Raw genomic sequence first — 17,548 nt, forward strand, 5'->3', positions numbered from 1 at the left:
CCGCCGGAGAGATCCTGCTCGGTAAGAAAGGCGCGGCTGGTGATATATCCCCGGCTGATATACCAGTCAGAAATACGGGCGAGAAGCTCCGTTATTTTCGCCATATCCAGACACCGGCCCTGCCACGGCGCGACAAGGGCCTGCTGCGTTTTCGGGGAAATGAGGGTCGTGCCGGAAAGGGTAATGGTATCAATGGTGAAGCAGGGCCCGGCGCCGGCTGCAGGCAGAGGCCTGTCAGGCGCGGGACGAGGAATACTCCGCTCCAGCTCTTCACGCTGTTGCTGGTTCTGTAATAAAAGCTGCTGCTGTTGCTGCTGAATAGTATCGCGATCGGCTGGCGACAAGGGTGCAGCGTTAACGCTTGCTGAAAAAAGCGCACCCGATAAGATAAAAATAATATAATTTGCTAATGAAATTATTCTTCTTTCTATTTTATTGCTATTCATCCATGCCACAAAATTTATTCGCAATTAATATTTTCGAAATATAAGAGCATTCTTAATGCGAGTATATCTAATTTGCGTTAGGGCGAAGCAAATAAAATATTTTTTCAGAAAAATGAGAGGTGGATTAAGAAAAAATAAGAAGTGATTTAACTAACCCTTAAATCTTGAGTTAGCCGTAATACACTAGCTGTGAAGACGGAACGTTTTTCTCCATTCCGCAGGGCTCACCCCAAAACGCGCCTTAAACTGCTGCCGCCAGGTGACGGCGGAATTAAATCCCACCAGTTCGGCCACGCGCTCAATCGGCATATTTCCGGCTTCAAGCAGGAGCTGGCTGCGCCGCAGGCGTTCGGCGGTAAGCCAGTCGGCGACGCTCATCCCCGTGGCTTGAATAAAATGACGGGTCAGGGTGCGGCGGCTCATCGAAACCACCTCCGCCAGTGAGTCCAGGCTATGCGGTTCGGTAATGTGCTGCTGAAGATAATCGATCAGGCAGTTAATGCGTCCGTCGCGGGTATCTTTGGGTACCGGCTGGGCGATGAACTGCGCCTGACCGCCCTCGCGGTGGGGCGGAACAATCATCCGACGGGCAATCTGGTTGGCGACCACGCTGCCAAAGCGCTGACGAATGATATACAGGCAGCAGTCCAGCGCCGCCGCGGTTCCGGCGGAGGTGATGATATTGCCGTCATCCACGTAGAGCGCATTGATATCCAGCTGAACGTGCGGGAAAAGGGACTGGAACTGATGCTCGAACTCCCAGTGGGTGGCCGCACGTTTGCCGTCGAGGAGCCCCGCCCAGGCCAGCACAAACGACCCCAGACACAGCCCGACGATTTCCGCGCCGTTGTCTCTCGCCCGCACCAGGCTGTCGAGCAGCGTCTGGGGCGGGCGTTCAAGAACGTGCTGCCAGTAGGGAACGACGACAATATCGGCCTGACCAATGGCGGTAAAATCCTGCGTGGCGTTGAGGGCAAATCCGTCTTTTGAGGTGAGAAACCCCGGCGTTTCGGCGCAGATCGTCACGTTAAAGCGCTTTTCGCCGGAGACCGAATCGCCAAACAGAATGCAGGGAACGGAGTAGTGGAACGGGCTGAACCCGTCTACCGCGACAATCGCGACGTTGATTAGCGACATCAGTTCCTCCTTTCCCTTTAACGCACTCAGAATATAACGGTTTCGCCATCCTGGGGAATGCTCACTGCGTCACTCACCTGATTGGCTTCAACGTACTCACGCAGCGCGCTGCGGGTCAACAGGCAGTGGTTAATCGCCTCCATATGGATCGCCACAATGCTGGCCTGCGGCAGCAGGAAATGAACGTTGAGCACGTCCTCCTGCCCCATAATAATGGGCCCAAAACCAATAACGTGGGCATAGCCCGCGTTCAGCACCACCACGTCCGGCTGGTGCTTTTGCAGATCGGCCGCCACCTCGTCACGCCAGACGGTATCCCCGGCAAGATAGAGCGTCTTCTCATCGGGATGACGCAGCACCACGCCGCAGGCCTCGCCCAGACGCTCCGCCAGCTCGGGCACGGCGTAAGCGCGATCGGTGCCGTGCTGCCCGCCGTGGGTTTTCGTAATCTGAATATCGCCGAAGAAGGTCGCGTCGGTCATGACCGTCAGGTTGCTGAATCCCTGGCTGCGCAGCAGCGCGGCGTCACGATCGTTTTGCACGTAGATCGGTTTGTCTTTGGCGATCAGCTCCGCCGCGGTGCGATCCCAGTGATCGTCATGAGTATGGGTGACGATCACCGCGTCGGTATCCAGCAGCGTGTTGACGTCAACGGGGAGTTCGACCGTCGGGTTACGACGTTCGGCATACGCCGTGCCGGGAAAGCCCGGATAAGCCCCCTTCGGGGCCAGCATCGGGTCGATTAAAAGACGTTTTCCGGCGTAGGTAATCAGCTGGGTGGCGTTGCGAATGTGGGTAATGTTCATGGGCTATCCTCCGGTGGGTGTGATAAGGAGGATAGCCAGCCGTCGCACTTGCCGCAGTGGGTTAAAGGGCGATTACCGATGGAATCGGGCCAATTTAAGCAACCCGTTTTCCGTCAGATCGTTTACCAGCCCGGCACCGCCCCGCCGTTAAAGATCGTCTCAGCCGCTTTTGCCACTTCAGGCGACTGATACGACTGGATAAACGTCTTCACGTTCTCCGCGTCCTTGTTGTCTTCGCGCGTTACCACGATGTTCACGTACGGCGAGTTTTTGTCTTCAATAAAGACGCTGTCATGCACCGGCGACAGCCCGGTTTGCTGAATATAGGTAGTGCTGATGATGGCGACATCCACTTTCGGATCGTCCAGCACGCGCGGCAGCTGTGCCCCTTCCAGCTCCATAATTTTCAGCTGTTTAGGGTTGGCGGTAATATCCAGCGCCGTCGGCAGCAGCCCGGTGTCCGGCTTCAGGGTAATGAGCTTCTCCTTTTGCAGCAGCAACAGCGCGCGGCCAAGGTTGGTCGGGTCGTTTGGAATGGCAATGGTCGCCCCGTCCTTCAGGTCAGAGACGGATTTGATTTTGCGGGAATAGCCGGCCATCGGAAAAACAAAGGTGTTCGCCACGGCCACCAGCTTGTAGCCATGCGCCTTGTTATCCTCAGCGAGAAACGGGCGATGCTGGAAGACGTTGGCATCCAGTTCCCCCTGGTTGGTGGCATCGTTGGGCAACAGCGAGCCGCTGAAGCCGACCAGCTCCACGTCCAGGCCATATTTCTCTTTTGCCACCTTTTTGGCGACTTCCGCCACGTCCTGTTCAGCGCCGTTGATGACGCCCACTTTAATGTGTTTGGCATCGCTGCCACTTTGATCGCACCCTGCCAGCAGCAGGCCAGCAAGTACCAGAGCACCCAATCGACGTTTCACAAGACAGTTCCTTTTGCTAAATGTTGTAGTGACTATATCGACAACGAGGCGGTGAAATAAAAACCGAAAAAGAATCAATAAGAAGGATAAGTTATATGCGGGTTTTGCCGGGTGGCGCTGCGCTTACCCGGCATAAGGGATCACGACGTTGTCGTCCAGTCCTCGACGGTAAGCTCCTGCACCATTCTGAATGCACGATCGTTAGTCACAATCGTTGTTCTCCGACTGATAGCATGCGCAGCGATCAGTTGATCGAGATCGCCCATCACTTTTCCTCTCTTCTCCATTGCTGCGCGGAGTTCGCCGTACGTTGCGGTGGCGTCACTGTCCAACATATGCAGCATATTCTAGAGTCCTTCAAAGGGATCTCTTGTTGTATAGCTCTGATTACGTTCCTCTTTGCTGAGGAATGAATCAGGAACATGGGTCTGCTTCAATAAACGTAAAAAGTTATCTCGATGCCGCTCTTTCTCCGATCTCGCAGTCAAAACGACATTCCCCTCCTCATCCCGCCGGATGTAGACGCTCTCCGTATCAAACGCGAATTCAGCAGGCAGCATTACGGCCTGATTCCGCCCCTTTTTGAAGAGTTTTGCTGTGCGTTCCATTGCCATCTCCATGGTTTACTTGACCAGGCCAAAGCATGCGCCAGGGCCTGAAAAGAAGACAAGCAACACGCTTCGAATTAGGAATGCGACTCGCAATAAATAGCTGAATCCCTAATCACAGAAACGGATTTAAAGCGCTTTCGCCAGATAATGCCGCTGCATGCCCGGATAAGGATAATCCTGCAAAGACATTTGCAGCTGGTACCCCTGTTTTTCATAGAACGGGCGCGCCTGGAAGCTGGCGGTATCGACCAGCGCGTGCTTGCAGCCTTTGCATCTGGCTTCCTCTTCGGCCGTTTTGATGAGCTGGCTGCCCACGCCGGATCCGCGCACGGTCTCGCTGACCCAGAGATAGTCGATATTCAGCCAGTCGCCTTTACGCACCCCAATTAGCCCGCCGAGCATGACGCCTTTATCGTCTCGTACGTAAACGCCAATGTCGCCGCTAAAGGTCGCCATATCCAAAAATTGCCCGTTATAGGCTCTTAACCCCACAAATAACTCTTCTTTTTCAGCGGGCGTTACATTATTTGTTATGCTCAGGTGCATTTTTCTCTCCTTATTTTCTATGCAATCTGAATATCTCACAGCTTAACCTCCACAAAAACTCCTCATTCCCTCCATTTTTTAAATACGGAAACATTCCCTCAATATCTAAATAAAAAATGCCTTTCCAATACGCACCCAAAACGTATACTGAGAACGATCATTCTCACTTTTACACGGTAGCCGACGATGAGTACGAAACTGGAAGAACGACAAAAACAACGTCAGGACGAAATCATCACCGCCGCGCGTCGCTGCTTTCGCGCCAGCGGATTTCACGCCGCCAGCATGTCGCAGATAGCCAGCGAAGCGAAGCTCAGCGTCGGGCAAATTTACCGTTATTTCAGCAACAAAGACGCGATTATCGAAGAGATGATCCGCCGAATCATCGACTCACGCATTGAGGAGATGCAGGGTAAAACCCTGGTGGAAGGGATGCCGCAGGCGCTCGCCTGGCGACAGACCCTCAACGAAGATGACGATGCGCTGATGCTGGAAATGTCCGCTGAGGCCACGCGTAATCCGCAGGTGGCGACGATGCTGATCGAAGCTGAATCGCGCATGTTCGCCAACGCCTGCGCGCACCTGAAAAAGCAGTTTCCCCACCTGAGCGACGAGCATATTCGCTGCTGCGTGGAGATTACCGCCGTGATGATTGAGGGAACGATTTATCGTCGATTAACCCCCTTAAAAGTCCCGTCAGAACAATTAGAACCCCTTTATCAGGATATTTTAAATATGCTTTTCTCTGCGAAGTAATCGCATATGAATAATTAGCGGGAATAAGTAATTCCCCTTTTTTACATTTCTGGCTCAGCCGGAGATGCGGTATCGCTGTGCCTTTAAATAGCCCTCCTCCCCGTTAAGCCATTAACGGGGCTGGTGTCGTTCACCCTGGAAAAAGATTATGAAAAACATAACAACCTCCATCGCGGCATTATTTCTCCTGACCGGGTGCGATAATGCGCAAACATCTGCTCCCCAGCGTCCTCTTCCGGATGTGGGGATTGTCACCCTCTTGAGCCAGCCGGTGTCTGTCGTCAGCGAGCTGACCGGCCGCACCACCGCCGCCATGAGCGCCGAAGTGCGCCCGCAGGTGGGCGGCATTATCCAGAAGCGGCTGTTCACCGAAGGCGATACCGTGAAAGCCGGACAGGCGCTGTATCAAATTGACCCTTCCAGCTACCGCGCGGCGTTTGATGAAGCCGCCGCGGCGCTGAAGCAGGCTCAGGCGCTGGTAGCGGCCGACTGCCAGAAGGCCCGGCGCTATGCGCAGCTGGTGAAAGACGACGGCGTGTCGCGCCAGGACGCAGAGGACGCGAAGTCCACCTGCGCGCAGGACAAGGCCAGCGTCGAGTCAAAGAAGGCCGCGCAGGAGAGCGCGCGCATTAACCTCAACTGGACCACCGTTACCGCGCCGATTGCCGGACGCATCGGCATCTCCTCCGTCACGCCCGGCGCGCTGGTGACCGCCCAGCAGGATACCGCGCTCGCCACCGTTCGCGGGCTGGACAGTATGTACGTCGACTTAACCCGTTCCAGCGCCGATCTGCTGCGTTTACGCAGGCAAACCCTTGCCACCAATAGCGATACGCTAAGCGTGTCCTTAATCCTCGAAGACGGCAGCACCTACGGTGAGAAAGGCCGCCTGGCGTTAACCGAAGTGGCGGTGGATGAATCAACCGGCTCGGTCACGCTGCGCGCCGTCTTCCCGAATTCGCAGCACCAGCTCCTGCCGGGGATGTTCGTTCGCGCCAGGGTAGATGAAGGCATCATGAACGACGCGATCCTCGCGCCGCAACAGGGCATCACCCGCGACGCCAAAGGCACCGCCACCGCGCTGGTGGTGAATGCCAGCAATAAGGTCGAGCAGCGTCAGCTGGAGACGGGCGACACCTACGGCGACAAATGGCTGGTGCTGAGCGGCCTGAAGGCGGGCGACAGGCTGATTGTGGAAGGTACCGACAAAGTGACTCCCGGGCAGGAAGTGAAGGCCGAAGAGATGAAAGCCAGTGGAGGAAAAGCCTGATGTTTTCCCGCTTCTTCGTGCGTCGCCCGGTCTTTGCCTGGGTTATCGCCATTCTTATCATGCTCGCCGGGATGCTGGCGATCCGCACGCTGCCGGTCGCGCAGTACCCGGACGTCGCCCCGCCGTCGATCAAAATCTCCGCCACCTACACCGGTGCCTCCGCGCAGACGCTGGAAAACAGCGTGACGCAGGTGATCGAGCAGCAGCTGACCGGCCTGGATAACCTGCTCTACTTCACCTCCACCAGCAGCTCGGACGGGTCGGTGAGCATTACCGTCACCTTCGAGCAGGGAACCGACCCGGACACAGCCCAGGTGCAGGTGCAGAACAAAGTTCAGCAGGCGGAATCGCGCCTGCCGACCGAGGTGCAGCAGTCCGGCATTACCGTCGAGAAATCGCAGAGCAACTTCCTGCTGATCATGGGCGTGTACGACAAAACCGACTCCGCCAGCAGCTCGGATATCGCCGACTGGCTGGTGAGCAATATGCAGGACCCGCTGGCGCGCGTGGAGGGCGTCGGCAGCCTGCAGGTGTTCGGGGCGGAATACGCCATGCGCATCTGGCTTGACCCGGCGAAGCTGGCGTCCTACTCGCTGATGCCGTCCGACGTGCAGAGCGCGATTGAAGCGCAGAACGTGCAGGTCTCCGCCGGTAAAATCGGCGCGCTGCCCTCGTCGAACGCCCAGCAGCTGACCGCCACCGTGCGCGCCCAGTCGCGCCTGCAAACGGTCGATCAGTTCAAAAATATTATCGTGAAGAGCCAGTCCAACGGCGCGGTGGTGCGCATCAGCGACGTCGCCCGCGTGGAGATGGGCAGCGAAGATTATACCGCCACCGCGAAGCTCAACGGCCACCCGGCGGCGGGTATGGCGGTCATGCTTTCACCGGGCGCGAACGCGCTCAACACCGCGACGGCGGTAAAAGACAAGATTGCCGACTTCAAAAAGTCGATGCCGGAAGGCTACGACGTGGCCTACCCGAAAGACAGCACCGAGTTCATCAAGATCTCCGTTGAGGACGTGATTCAGACCCTGTTCGAAGCCATTATCCTCGTGGTGGTGGTGATGTACCTGTTCCTGCAAAACATCCGCGCGACGCTGATCCCGGCGCTGGCGGTGCCCGTCGTTCTGCTGGGCACCTTCGGCGTGCTGGCGCTGTTCGGCTACTCCATCAACACCCTGACGCTGTTTGCGATGGTGCTGGCGATTGGGCTCCTGGTGGATGACGCGATCGTGGTGGTGGAAAACGTCGAGCGTATTATGCGCGACGAAGGCCTGCCCGCGCGGGAAGCCACCGAAAAATCGATGGGCGAAATCTCCGGCGCGCTGGTTGCCATTGCGCTGGTGCTTTCTGCCGTATTCCTGCCGATGGCCTTCTTCGGCGGCTCCACCGGGGTGATTTACCGTCAGTTCTCGGTCACCATCATTTCGGCAATGTTCCTCTCCGTGGTGGTGGCGTTGACCCTGACGCCCGCGCTCTGCGGCTCGATTCTGAGCCACACGGCGCCGCACAAAAAGGGCTTCTTCGGCGCGTTTAACCGCTTCTACAGCAGGACCGAGCGCGGCTATCAGAACAAGGTGCTGCACGCTCTGCGCCGTTCCGGCGGCATGCTGGTCATCTATGCCCTGCTCTGCGGCGCGATGGGCTTCGCCATGCTTAAGCTGCCGGGCAGCTTCCTGCCAACGGAAGATCAGGGCGAAATCATGGTGCAGTACACCCTGCCAGCGGGTGCAACGACGGTACGTACCGCCGAAGTCAGCCGCCAGGTGCGCGAGTGGTTCCTCACGAAAGAAAAAGCCAACACCAACGTGATCTTCACCATTGAAGGCTTCAGCTTCAGCGGCAGCGGCCAGAACGCCGGGATGGCGTTTGTCTCCCTGAAAAACTGGTCCGAACGTAAAGGCGATGAGAATACCGCGCAGGCCATCGCCCTGCGCGCTACGCAGGAGCTGAGCACCATCCGCGATGCGACGATCTTTGCCATGACGCCGCCCGCGGTGGACGGCCTGGGCCAGAGCAACGGCTTTACCTTTGAGCTGATGGCAAGCGGCGGCACCGACCGCGACGCGCTGCTGAAGCTGCGTAACCAGCTGATTGGCGAGGCCAATCAGGACAGCTCGCTGCACGCCGTGCGCGCCAACGATCTGCCGCAGATGCCGCAGCTTCAGGTGGATATCGATAACAACAAGGCCGTGTCGCTGGGGCTGTCCCTGAGCGACGTTACCGACACCCTCTCCAGCGCCTGGGGCGGGACCTACGTGAACGATTTTATCGATCGCGGCCGCGTGAAAAAGGTCTACATCCAGGGCGACAGCGACACCCGCGCCGTACCGTCGGATCTCAACAAATGGTTTGTGCGCGGCAGCGACAGCACCATGACGCCGTTCTCCGCCTTCGCCACCACCCGCTGGGAGTACGGCCCGGAAAGCCTGGTGCGCTACAACGGCTCGGCGGCGTATGAGATACAGGGCGAAAACGCCAGCGGCGCCAGCTCCGGCACGGCGATGGGCAAAATGGAGCAGCTGGCAAACAGCCTGCCGTCCGGCAGCACCTGGGCGTGGAGCGGTTTGTCGTTGCAGGAAAAACTGGCAAGCGGTCAGGCGATGAGCCTGTATGCCCTCTCCATCCTCGTCGTGTTCCTGTGCCTGGCGGCGCTGTATGAGAGCTGGTCGGTGCCGATTTCGGTCATCCTGGTGATCCCGCTTGGCGTGCTGGGCGCGGCCGTCGCCGCCTCGCTGCGCGGCCTGAACAACGACGTCTATTTCCAGGTGGCGCTGCTCACCACCATCGGCCTGTCGTCGAAGAACGCCATCCTGATTGTCGAGTTTGCCGAAGCCAAAGTCGCTGAAGGGTACTCTCTGACGCGCGCCGCCCTGCGTGCCGCCCAGACGCGTCTGCGTCCGATCATCATGACCTCGCTGGCGTTTATCGCAGGGGTTACGCCGCTGGCCGTGGCAACCGGTGCAGGCGCCAACAGCCGCGTGGCAATTGGTACCGGCATTATCGGCGGAACGCTGGCCGCGACGCTGCTGGCGATCTTCTTCGTCCCCTTATTCTTTGTACTGGTGAAACGTCTGTTCTCCGGTAAGCACGCAAACCGGAGGTCATAATGTTTCGTGTATCTATTTTAGCGTTAGCCCTGCTGAGCGCGGGCTGTGTGTCGTTAGATCCAACGTATCAACGCCCGGACGCCCCCGTCCCGGCAACCTTGCCCGGCGCGCACGGCGAAGCCACCGCCGTGGTGAGCCAGTGGCAGCAGGTGATGAACGATGCGCGGCTGAAAAGCGTGGTGACGATGGCGCTGAACAGCAACCGCGACGTGCAAAAAGCGATTGCCGATATCGACGCCGCCCGCGCCCAGTACGGTGAAACGCGCTCGTCCCTGTTCCCGACGGTGGATGCCGAGCTGAGCCACACCCGCAGCCGCACGCTGGCAAGCGGCGTCGCGACAAGCGATGAAGCCAACGGCGCGGTCTCCAGCTTCGAGCTGGATCTGTTTGGCCGCAACCAGAGCCTCTCCCGCGCCGCGCGTGAAACCTGGCTTGCCAGCGAGTTCACCGCGCAGAACACGCGCCTGACGATGGTCAGCGAGCTGACCACGGCCTGGGTGACGCTGGCGGCGGATAACAGCAACCTGGCGCTGGCAAAATCCACCATGGAGAGCGCGGCAAACTCGCTGAAGATTGTGAAGCGCCAGCAGGACGTTGGCGTGGCGGCCGCCACGGACGTCAGCTCGGCAATGGCGGTGTATCAGCAGGCGCGCGCCAGCGTCGCGAGCTATCGGACTTTGGTGATGCAGGACAAAAATGCCCTCAATCTGCTGGCGGGCGATACGGTGCCGGACAACCTACTGCCCGGCACGCTGGAGAGCCTGAGCGACAACGCCATCACGCTGATCCCGGCGGGCGTCAGCTCCAGCACCCTGCTGCGTCGCCCGGACATTCAGGAGGCCGAGCATAATCTGCTGAGCGCCAACGCCAACATCGGCGCGGCGCGGGCCAACTTCTTCCCGACCATTTCACTGACCGCCAGCGCGGGCATCGGCAGCGACTCGCTCTCCTCCCTGTTCAGCCACGGGATGAAGGTCTGGTCGTTCGCGCCGTCCATCACCCTGCCGCTGTTCAGCGGCGGAAACAACCTGGCGCAGCTGCGCTACGCGGAAGCGGAGAAGAAGGGGCTGATCGCCACCTATGAGAAAGCCATCCAGAGCGCGTTTAAGGACGTGGCCGACGCGCTGGCGCGACGAGAAACCCTGAGCGAACAGCTCGACGCCCAGCGCGAATACGTCGCGGCGGAGCAAAAAACGCTGGACGTGGCAACGCGCAGCTATAAGGCGGGCGCGGGGGATTATCTGACGGTACTGACCGCGCAGCGGTCGCTGTGGTCGGCGCAGGAATCGCTGATCGCGCTGCAGCAAACCGACCTGGAAAACCGCATCACGCTGTGGCAGTCGCTGGGGGGCGGTATTCAGTAGCGCTTGCCGGGAAGTTCATGACAGGCGGTGAAGAGAAAATTCATACTTTCGGCTGGCGTCGCTACACTGAATGTAACGATATATTTCATGGGAAGCATGTGACTTCTAAAGGGGGTTGTTGATGAAAGCTGCGCACCTGGTCTGCCTGCTGGTTTGTCTGCTCTTCGCCGCGTTTGTCCATGCTCAGGAAAAGGATGACCCCGCGAAAGAGGCGCAAATAAAGCAGCAGGTCCTTAAAGATATTAAGAAAACCTGTACGCCACAGAAAAAGCAGAGCGATAAAGCCTGGCAGGAGATGATTTTGTCGTCCGAGGCCAATCAGCTGCTGATTAAAAATGCCATCACCGCCGTGAAGCGCGACAACCTGGATGCCTACTGGGGGGCGATTGGTCAGGTGGATTGTATGGAGGATTATTGAATTCCCGCCGGGTGGCGCTGCGCTTACCCGGCCTGGAAAACATGTTTAACGCTTCCGCATATCCGGAATGATGAGATCCCCGCGCAGAACATAGGACCCGAGCATCTGCGTTTTCTCCGTCAGCCAGCTCACAATGCGCGCCGCCATCGCGTCCATGGAATATTCAATCGCCGGGATCACCGGAATGCCCGGCAGGTGCAGCGATCCGGCAAGGCTGAAGACCATAATGTCGTCCGGCACCGATTTATTAAACGCCTGCAGCTGCGGGATCACCCGCTGGGCTTCCTGCTCGTCCGCCACCAGCAGCGCGTTGAAATTCAGGGTGCTGGCGTTGTTAAGCAGCTCCTGCAGCGCAACGGATGAAGAAGTCGCGTCCATAAAGACCAGGTTGCGATTAAAAGGCAGGAAATTTTTCTCCAGCGCGTGCTTGTAGCCGAGCAGCACCTGGTCGGCAAAACCGCTGCCGTGGGGGTGGATCAGCGCAATCTGGCGACGCCCCTGGCTGGTGAGGTAGTTACAGGCGGTTTCGGCGGCAAAGGCGTGATCGAACTGAATGCTGTTGGAATTATCAGACTCCATGCAGTCCACCAGAATGACGTTGTCCATCTCCACGTCCAGCGGGAAACGGGCGCCAATCACCAGGATATCATCGCAGAGCCCGCAGGAGAGTTCTTCAAGGGCGTGCATCACTTCCGCTTTGCTGTGCGCGAAGCGCAGCAGGAGGTGTTTTTGATGCTGGCTGAGCTGTTTTTCCAGCGCGTAGAGATAACCGGTGGTCTGGTTAATATTTTCCTGCGCGCAAATCACCCCGATACAGCCCGTCGACTGGCTCAGCAGCGACTGGGCAATCACGTTGGGACGATAGTTCAGCTCATCCACGGCCTTCAGAACGGCCTGACGGCTGGCTTCCTTTACGCCACGCGACCCACTCAACACTCGCGATACCGTGGCTTTAGATACCCCGGCAAGACGTGATACATCATTGATTGTCGACATCTCTTTCCCCTGGCAGGCTTACCTCGCGCCTGCAAATTCCATCACCGCTTCGGCTCACATTATAGCCAGAACGGAGTATATCCGTTTCCGTTTTCCATGGAAACCGATTTTCCGTTTCCACTCAAAATGATGTAAAAACAGCCAAATTATGTGACCCACATCCGGTTAATTAGCCTCATAAGTAAGGGATCTTGATGGTTGTCACACTTCTGTCTTTTATGAATGGAAACCGGTTTCCGTATAATGTCCAATCAACCTCGCAATAACTTTTTACATTTAGAGGATGGTTGTCGATGTTCAAGATTATGCTGTGCTGCTCTGCCGGGATGTCCACCAGCCTGTTGGTCAGCAAAATGGTCGATGTCGCGAAAGAGCGTGGTTTGCCGGTGAAGATTGATGCGTACGGTGTTTCCGAATTTGATACGCAGTTTCCGCAATACCAGGTTGTCCTTCTCGGACCGCAAGTGAAATACATGTTACAGACACTCTCAGACAAGGCGGCGACGCAAGGCATTCCGGTGCAGCCCATCGACATGATGGACTACGGCATGCAGCGTGGCGATAAAGTACTGGACTATGCTCTGTCGCTCATCGAAGCGGCACACTAAAAGGTGTTCACATGAGTTCGTTATATCAATCCATGGTCGCGGTGATTGAGCAGTCAATTACCCCGCTGGCCGCCAAGCTGGGCCAGCAAAAGTATGTGATTGCCATCCGCGACGGCTTTACCGCCGCGCTGCCGTTTATGATCATCGGCTCGTTTATGCTGGTGTTCATCTTCCCGCCTTTCTCGGCGGATACCACCAACAGCTTTGCCCGCGGCTGGCTGGATTTCTCCCAGACCTATCGCGAACAGCTGATGCTGCCGTTTAACCTCAGCATGGGCGTGATGACCTTCTTCATTTCGGTGGGAATTGGGGCGAGCCTGGGGCGTCAGTTCAATCTCGACCCGGTGATGTCCGGCCTGCTGGCCTTTATGGCCTTCCTGCTGGTCGCCGCACCCTATGCCGACGGCAAAATCTCGACCCAGTATCTCTCCGGCCAGGGCATCTTCACCGCCCTGATCACCGCCATTTACGCCACCCGCGTTTACGCGTGGCTGAAGCAGAACAACGTGACCATTCGCCTGCCGAAGGAAGTGCCAACCGGCGTGGCGCGCTCGTTTGAGATCCTGATCCCGGTGATGGTGGTGATCGGCACGCTTCACCCGCTGAACCTGTTCATCGAAGCGCAGACCGGAATGATCATACCGCAGGCGATCATGCACCTGCTGGAGCCGCTGGTGTCCGCGTCTGACTCCCTGCCCGCCATTCTGCTCTCCGTGCTGCTGTGTCAGATCTTCTGGTTCGCCGGTATTCACGGCTCGCTGATCGTCACCGGCATCATGAACCCGTTCTGGATGGCGAACCTCTCCGCAAACCAGGCGGCGCTGGCGGCCGGCGCGGCGCTGCCGCACGTTTACCTCCAGGGCTTCTGGGATCACTACCTGCTGATTGGCGGCGTAGGCTCCACGCTGCCGCTGGCGTTCCTGCTGCTGCGCAGCCGCGTTACCCACCTGCGCACCATCGGCAAAATGGGCGTGGTGCCAAGCTTCTTCAACATCAACGAACCGATTCTGTTCGGCGCGCCGATCATCATGAACCCGATGCTGTTTATCCCGTTCGTGTTCGTTCCGCTGGTCAACGCCTGCCTGGCGTACGCGGCAACCAAACTCGGCTGGCTGGCGCAGGTCGTCTCGTTGACCCCGTGGACCACCCCTGCACCGATTGGCGCCTCGTGGGCGGCAAACTGGGCGCTGAGCCCGGTGGTGATGTGCCTGGTCTGTATGGTGATGTCCGCGCTGATGTACCTGCCGTTCCTGCGCGCCTATGAGCGTACGCTCATCAAAAACGAAGAGCAGAAGGCCCAGGCAACCGTCGGCGCCGCCGAGACCGCCAGCAATTAAGTCAAAGAGGAAGAGTCATGAAATACGCATTTCCCGATAACTTCTGGTGGGGCAGCGCAAGCTCCGCTCTCCAGACGGAAGGGGCAAGAGAGGGGGAAACCACCTGGGATTACTGGTTTGCCCGCGAGCCGAACCGTTTTCACAACGGCGTGGGGCCGCAGCAGACCTCCACGTTTTATCAGCACTGGAAAACGGATATTCAGCTGTTAAAGCAGCTGAACCACAACAGCTTTCGCACCTCGATTAGCTGGGCGCGCCTGATCCCCGACGGTATCGGTGAAGTGAACCCGGAAGCGGTCGATTTTTACAATCAGGTCATTGATGAGCTGAATGAACAGGGCATCACGCCGTTTATGACCCTGTTCCATTTCGACATGCCGATGGCGATGCAGGAGATCGGCGGCTGGGAAAACCGCGACGTGGTGGACGCCTACGCCCGCTATGCGCAGATTTGCTTTGAGCTGTTCGGCGATCGCGTGCTGCACTGGTTTACCTTCAACGAGCCGATCGTGCCGGTGGAAGGCGGTTATCTCTACGATTTCCACTACCCGAACGTGGTGGATTTTCGTCGGGCAGCCACCGTGGCGTATCACACCGTGCTGGCCCATGCGAAGGCGGTCCAGGCCTACCGCGCCGGACATTACGCGGGGGAGATTGGCATCGTGCTAAACCTGACGCCGTCGTACCCGCGCTCGCAGAACCCGGCAGACGTGAAGGCGGCGCACATCGCGGATCTGATGTTTAACCGCAGCTTCCTTGACCCGGTCCTGCGCGGCGAATACCCGGCAGATCTCGTAGCGCTGCTGAAATCCTGCGATCAATTACCCGCCTGTAAACCGGAAGACGGCTTCCTGATTGCGGAAGGGAAAATCGACCTGCTCGGCGTGAACTACTATCAGCCGCGTCGCGTGAAGTGTCGCGACAGCGCGGTGAACCCGCAGGCGCCGTTTATGCCGGAGTGGTTCTTCGATAATTACGAGATGCCGGGCCGCAAGATGAACCCGTACCGCGGCTGGGAAATCTACGAGCCGGGTATTTACGATATTCTGGTTAACCTGCGCGACAATTACGGCAACCCTCGCTGCTTTATTTCTGAAAACGGCATGGGCGTCGAAAACGAGCAGCGTTTTATTGAAAATGGCCAGATTAACGATCAATACCGCATCGAGTTTATTTCCGAACATTTAGCCTGGCTACATAAGGGTATTAGCGAAGGGTGCAATTGTCTCGGCTACCATATGTGGACGTTTATTGATAACTGGTCGTGGTGCAACGCGTATAAAAATCGCTACGGATTTATCCAGCTCGATTTAGCGACGCAGAAACGCACCATTAAGAAAAGCGGAGAGTGGTTTGCCGCTACCGCGTTAAATAATAGTTTTGAAAAAGAGTAATGATGATGATCGCATTAGAAGAAGCCGTAATGGAAATTATCGTCAATGCCGGACAGTCCCGCAGCCTGTGCTTTGAAGCGCTGCACGCGGCGCGTCAGGGCAACATTGACGAAGCCAAAAGCCTGCTGCGCGAAGCCGACGGCTACGCGCGCCAGGCGCACAAGATGCAGACCAAACTGATCGAGCAGGATGCGGGCGAAGGCCGCCAGCCGATGACGTTAATTATGGTGCACGCGCAGGATCACTTAATGAATTCCTTATTAGCGCGTGAATTATCCGAAGAAATTATTCATTTATATCAGAGATAGTCTATGGCGAAATAATTACTGTAATACCTCTGTACCCTAAATAGAGATCCACTTGTTCTGATGATAGCGACATACTCTGTCAGATCGGAGCGGGATGGTTATTGTCTGAATAAATTTAAACTATATTGAGATAACCATGAATACGATTAAAAAACTTCCATTAACCATGGCGGTTATCGCCGCGCTTTGCCCAATTTCCGTGCTCGCACAGGAATTCACCCAGGAGCAAATCGACGCCATTGTGGCGAAAGCGGTGGATAAAGCCCTGGCCGAACGTCAGGCCAAAATGGATGCGGCGGTCGCGAAAAAAGCGGACGTGGTGACCGAGCCGCAAAGCGCGGCGCAATCTCCGGACATGGCGATCCCGTTCGGAATTAAATTTACCGGCTACGCCCGCTACGGCGCGCACTTCCAGGCCGCCGATCAGAAATACGTCGCGGTGGACGGTTCATACAACGGCGCGTCCGCCATTGGTCGTCTGGGCAACGAAGGCAACGGCGGGGAATTCCAGCTCTCCAAGGCCTTTAAGGGTGAAAACGGCGCCATCTGGGACGTTAACGTGATGATCGATCACTGGGGCGACGAAGTTAACCTGAAAAAAGCCTACGCGGGGGTGACCAACATTATGGCCTCCAACCCGAACGCCTATTTCTGGGCAGGCCGTGACTTCCACCAGCGTCCGCAGCAGGGCATCAACGACTACTTCTGGATGAACCACGACGGCCAGGGCGCCGGGGTAAAAAACTTCGACATCGGCGGCGTGCAGTTCGACGTGGCCGCCGTCGCGGCGGTGGAATCCTGTAGCCCGGAAGTGATGGAAGATGAAGCCAACCCGTCGCGCATCACCTGTACCGGCGGTTCCGGCACGGGCGACAAAGGCAACTACGCCGCGACCTCAAAAATCCACGGCATGAAGCTTGGCCCGATCGACATGGAGCTGTACGCCAACTACGGCTTTGACTCCAAAGCGGTGGAGAGCGACGAGCGTCTGAACGCGTGGCAGGGCGGCGTGGTGTTGAGCCACACCAACGACAGCGGCGTGAACAAGGTGATCGCCCGCTACTCCGATAACGCGGACAACAGCGTGTTCAACAAAACCGAGGATCTGACCACGGTCTACGCCAGCTTCGAAGGGCTGTACAAATTCACCCAGGCCACGCAGGTGGAGTACATCCTCGCCTTCCACGACTACGACAACAGCCGCGATAAGACCGACAACCGCAAAAACTACAACGCCATCGTGCGACCAATGCACTGGTGGAACGACGTTCACTCCACCTGGCTGGAAGCGGGCTGGCAGCACGTGGATTACGACAACGGCGGCGACAACAAGGGCTGGAAGCTGACCCTGTCCCAGAACATGTCTATCGCCATGGGGCCGGAGTTCCGCCCGATGCTGCGCTTCTACGTGACCGGCGGCAAAGTGGATAACGAACGCACCGCGCGCGTGAACAACACCAAAGACGAAACGCTCGACGACTTCAACGTCGGCGCGATGTGGGAGGCGTGGTTCTAAGC

The 17,548-nt window shown here is 57.5% G+C and carries 17 protein-coding genes and 1 pseudogene; 10 read left to right on the forward strand and 8 right to left on the reverse strand.

What is annotated here, in order from left to right; all coding sequences use genetic code 11:
* From ACWKXN_RS20000 to ACWKXN_RS20030, 7 genes and pseudogenes are all read right to left on the reverse strand, one after another.
* A partial coding sequence (locus tag ACWKXN_RS20000) for a POTRA domain-containing protein (RefSeq protein ID WP_454544251.1) occupies window positions 1-446 on the reverse strand: 446 nt, incomplete at its 3' end.
* A gap of 183 nt (window positions 447-629) precedes the next feature.
* The gene (locus ACWKXN_RS20005; RefSeq protein WP_039260385.1) at window positions 630-1,583 is read right to left on the reverse strand and encodes a GlxA family transcriptional regulator; all 954 of its coding nucleotides are present in this window, start codon (window positions 1,581-1,583) and stop codon (window positions 630-632) included.
* Between the two features lie 26 nt (window positions 1,584-1,609).
* The gene (locus tag ACWKXN_RS20010) at window positions 1,610-2,389 is read right to left on the reverse strand and encodes an MBL fold metallo-hydrolase (protein ID WP_096150926.1); all 780 of its coding nucleotides are present in this window, start codon (window positions 2,387-2,389) and stop codon (window positions 1,610-1,612) included.
* Between the two features lie 122 nt (window positions 2,390-2,511).
* On the reverse strand, window positions 2,512-3,312 hold the full coding sequence (gene nlpA / locus ACWKXN_RS20015) for a lipoprotein NlpA (RefSeq protein WP_211438821.1): 801 nt from the start codon (window positions 3,310-3,312) through the stop codon (window positions 2,512-2,514).
* Window positions 3,313-3,452: 140 nt separating this feature from the next.
* Window positions 3,453-3,641 (reverse strand): annotated as a pseudogene (locus ACWKXN_RS20020) (VapC toxin family PIN domain ribonuclease); the annotation flags it as partial.
* 18 nt (window positions 3,642-3,659) lie between these two features.
* Window positions 3,660-3,920, reverse strand: a complete 261-nt coding sequence (locus ACWKXN_RS20025; protein WP_039260382.1) for an antitoxin — start codon at window positions 3,918-3,920, stop codon at window positions 3,660-3,662.
* Window positions 3,921-4,049: 129 nt separating this feature from the next.
* Window positions 4,050-4,469: a GNAT family N-acetyltransferase gene (locus ACWKXN_RS20030; protein ID WP_211438820.1), complete on the reverse strand. Its 420-nt coding sequence runs from the start codon at window positions 4,467-4,469 to the stop codon at window positions 4,050-4,052.
* A gap of 186 nt (window positions 4,470-4,655) precedes the next feature.
* On the opposite strand from ACWKXN_RS20030, the gene ACWKXN_RS20035 reads away from it, so the two are divergent.
* The 5 genes from ACWKXN_RS20035 (at window position 4,656) to ACWKXN_RS20055 (ending at window position 11,387) form a co-directional block, all read left to right on the forward strand.
* On the forward strand, window positions 4,656-5,225 hold the full coding sequence (locus tag ACWKXN_RS20035; RefSeq protein WP_033144322.1) for a TetR/AcrR family transcriptional regulator: 570 nt from the start codon (window positions 4,656-4,658) through the stop codon (window positions 5,223-5,225).
* 148 nt (window positions 5,226-5,373) lie between these two features.
* Window positions 5,374-6,495, forward strand: coding sequence for an efflux RND transporter periplasmic adaptor subunit (locus ACWKXN_RS20040; protein ID WP_454544252.1), 1,122 nt, complete (start codon window positions 5,374-5,376; stop codon window positions 6,493-6,495).
* Complete coding sequence (locus ACWKXN_RS20045; protein WP_454544253.1) at window positions 6,495-9,605, forward strand: efflux RND transporter permease subunit; 3,111 nt, start codon at window positions 6,495-6,497, stop codon at window positions 9,603-9,605. Before ACWKXN_RS20040 ends, ACWKXN_RS20045 begins: the two co-directional genes overlap by 1 nt.
* Window positions 9,605-10,969 (forward strand): efflux transporter outer membrane subunit, encoded by a 1,365-nt coding sequence (locus ACWKXN_RS20050; RefSeq protein WP_454544254.1) that lies wholly within the window; start codon window positions 9,605-9,607, stop codon window positions 10,967-10,969. The genes ACWKXN_RS20045 and ACWKXN_RS20050 overlap by 1 nt, the downstream gene beginning before the upstream one ends.
* Before the next feature lie 121 nt (window positions 10,970-11,090).
* A complete protein-coding gene (locus tag ACWKXN_RS20055; protein WP_023309843.1) occupies window positions 11,091-11,387 on the forward strand; it encodes a YicS family protein in 297 nt (98 codons plus the stop codon).
* A gap of 45 nt (window positions 11,388-11,432) precedes the next feature.
* Here ACWKXN_RS20055 and ACWKXN_RS20060 read toward each other — a convergent pair whose 3' ends face one another.
* Window positions 11,433-12,383, reverse strand: a complete 951-nt coding sequence (locus ACWKXN_RS20060) for a LacI family DNA-binding transcriptional regulator (RefSeq protein ID WP_039260377.1) — start codon at window positions 12,381-12,383, stop codon at window positions 11,433-11,435.
* Between the two features lie 293 nt (window positions 12,384-12,676).
* Between ACWKXN_RS20060 and ACWKXN_RS20065 the strand changes: the two genes are divergently transcribed.
* The 5 genes from ACWKXN_RS20065 (at window position 12,677) to ACWKXN_RS20085 (ending at window position 17,546) form a co-directional block, all read left to right on the forward strand.
* Window positions 12,677-12,991 carry a PTS sugar transporter subunit IIB gene (locus ACWKXN_RS20065; RefSeq protein ID WP_023333974.1) on the forward strand — a complete coding sequence of 105 codons (315 nt, stop codon included), beginning with the start codon at window positions 12,677-12,679 and terminating at the stop codon, window positions 12,989-12,991.
* Window positions 12,992-13,002: 11 nt separating this feature from the next.
* Window positions 13,003-14,328, forward strand: a complete 1,326-nt coding sequence (locus ACWKXN_RS20070) for a PTS sugar transporter subunit IIC (RefSeq protein ID WP_023309840.1) — start codon at window positions 13,003-13,005, stop codon at window positions 14,326-14,328.
* A gap of 17 nt (window positions 14,329-14,345) precedes the next feature.
* On the forward strand, window positions 14,346-15,722 hold the full coding sequence (locus ACWKXN_RS20075) for a glycoside hydrolase family 1 protein (RefSeq protein ID WP_058842033.1): 1,377 nt from the start codon (window positions 14,346-14,348) through the stop codon (window positions 15,720-15,722).
* Between the two features lie 5 nt (window positions 15,723-15,727).
* Complete coding sequence (locus ACWKXN_RS20080) at window positions 15,728-16,030, forward strand: PTS lactose/cellobiose transporter subunit IIA (RefSeq protein ID WP_029741865.1); 303 nt, start codon at window positions 15,728-15,730, stop codon at window positions 16,028-16,030.
* 136 nt (window positions 16,031-16,166) lie between these two features.
* On the forward strand, window positions 16,167-17,546 hold the full coding sequence (locus tag ACWKXN_RS20085) for a carbohydrate porin (RefSeq protein WP_033144328.1): 1,380 nt from the start codon (window positions 16,167-16,169) through the stop codon (window positions 17,544-17,546).
* Window positions 17,547-17,548: the final 2 nt, after the last annotated feature.

This window comes from Enterobacter sp. UPMP2060 (assembly GCF_053709655.1).

Coding starts and splice junctions, on each gene's coding strand:
- ACWKXN_RS20025 (WP_039260382.1), bottom strand. CDS start 3,920: ATGGAACGCACAGCAAAACTCTTCAAAAAGGGGCGGAATCAGGCCGTA.
- ACWKXN_RS20070 (WP_023309840.1), top strand. CDS start 13,003: ATGAGTTCGTTATATCAATCCATGGTCGCGGTGATTGAGCAGTCAATT.
- ACWKXN_RS20065 (WP_023333974.1), top strand. CDS start 12,677: ATGTTCAAGATTATGCTGTGCTGCTCTGCCGGGATGTCCACCAGCCTG.
- ACWKXN_RS20035 (WP_033144322.1), top strand. CDS start 4,656: ATGAGTACGAAACTGGAAGAACGACAAAAACAACGTCAGGACGAAATC.
- ACWKXN_RS20085 (WP_033144328.1), top strand. CDS start 16,167: ATGAATACGATTAAAAAACTTCCATTAACCATGGCGGTTATCGCCGCG.
- ACWKXN_RS20010 (WP_096150926.1), bottom strand. CDS start 2,389: ATGAACATTACCCACATTCGCAACGCCACCCAGCTGATTACCTACGCC.
- ACWKXN_RS20045 (WP_454544253.1), top strand. CDS start 6,495: ATGTTTTCCCGCTTCTTCGTGCGTCGCCCGGTCTTTGCCTGGGTTATC.
- ACWKXN_RS20005 (WP_039260385.1), bottom strand. CDS start 1,583: ATGTCGCTAATCAACGTCGCGATTGTCGCGGTAGACGGGTTCAGCCCG.
- ACWKXN_RS20075 (WP_058842033.1), top strand. CDS start 14,346: ATGAAATACGCATTTCCCGATAACTTCTGGTGGGGCAGCGCAAGCTCC.
- ACWKXN_RS20040 (WP_454544252.1), top strand. CDS start 5,374: ATGAAAAACATAACAACCTCCATCGCGGCATTATTTCTCCTGACCGGG.
- ACWKXN_RS20030 (WP_211438820.1), bottom strand. CDS start 4,469: ATGCACCTGAGCATAACAAATAATGTAACGCCCGCTGAAAAAGAAGAG.
- ACWKXN_RS20080 (WP_029741865.1), top strand. CDS start 15,728: ATGATCGCATTAGAAGAAGCCGTAATGGAAATTATCGTCAATGCCGGA.
- ACWKXN_RS20060 (WP_039260377.1), bottom strand. CDS start 12,383: ATGTCGACAATCAATGATGTATCACGTCTTGCCGGGGTATCTAAAGCC.
- ACWKXN_RS20050 (WP_454544254.1), top strand. CDS start 9,605: ATGTTTCGTGTATCTATTTTAGCGTTAGCCCTGCTGAGCGCGGGCTGT.
- ACWKXN_RS20055 (WP_023309843.1), top strand. CDS start 11,091: ATGAAAGCTGCGCACCTGGTCTGCCTGCTGGTTTGTCTGCTCTTCGCC.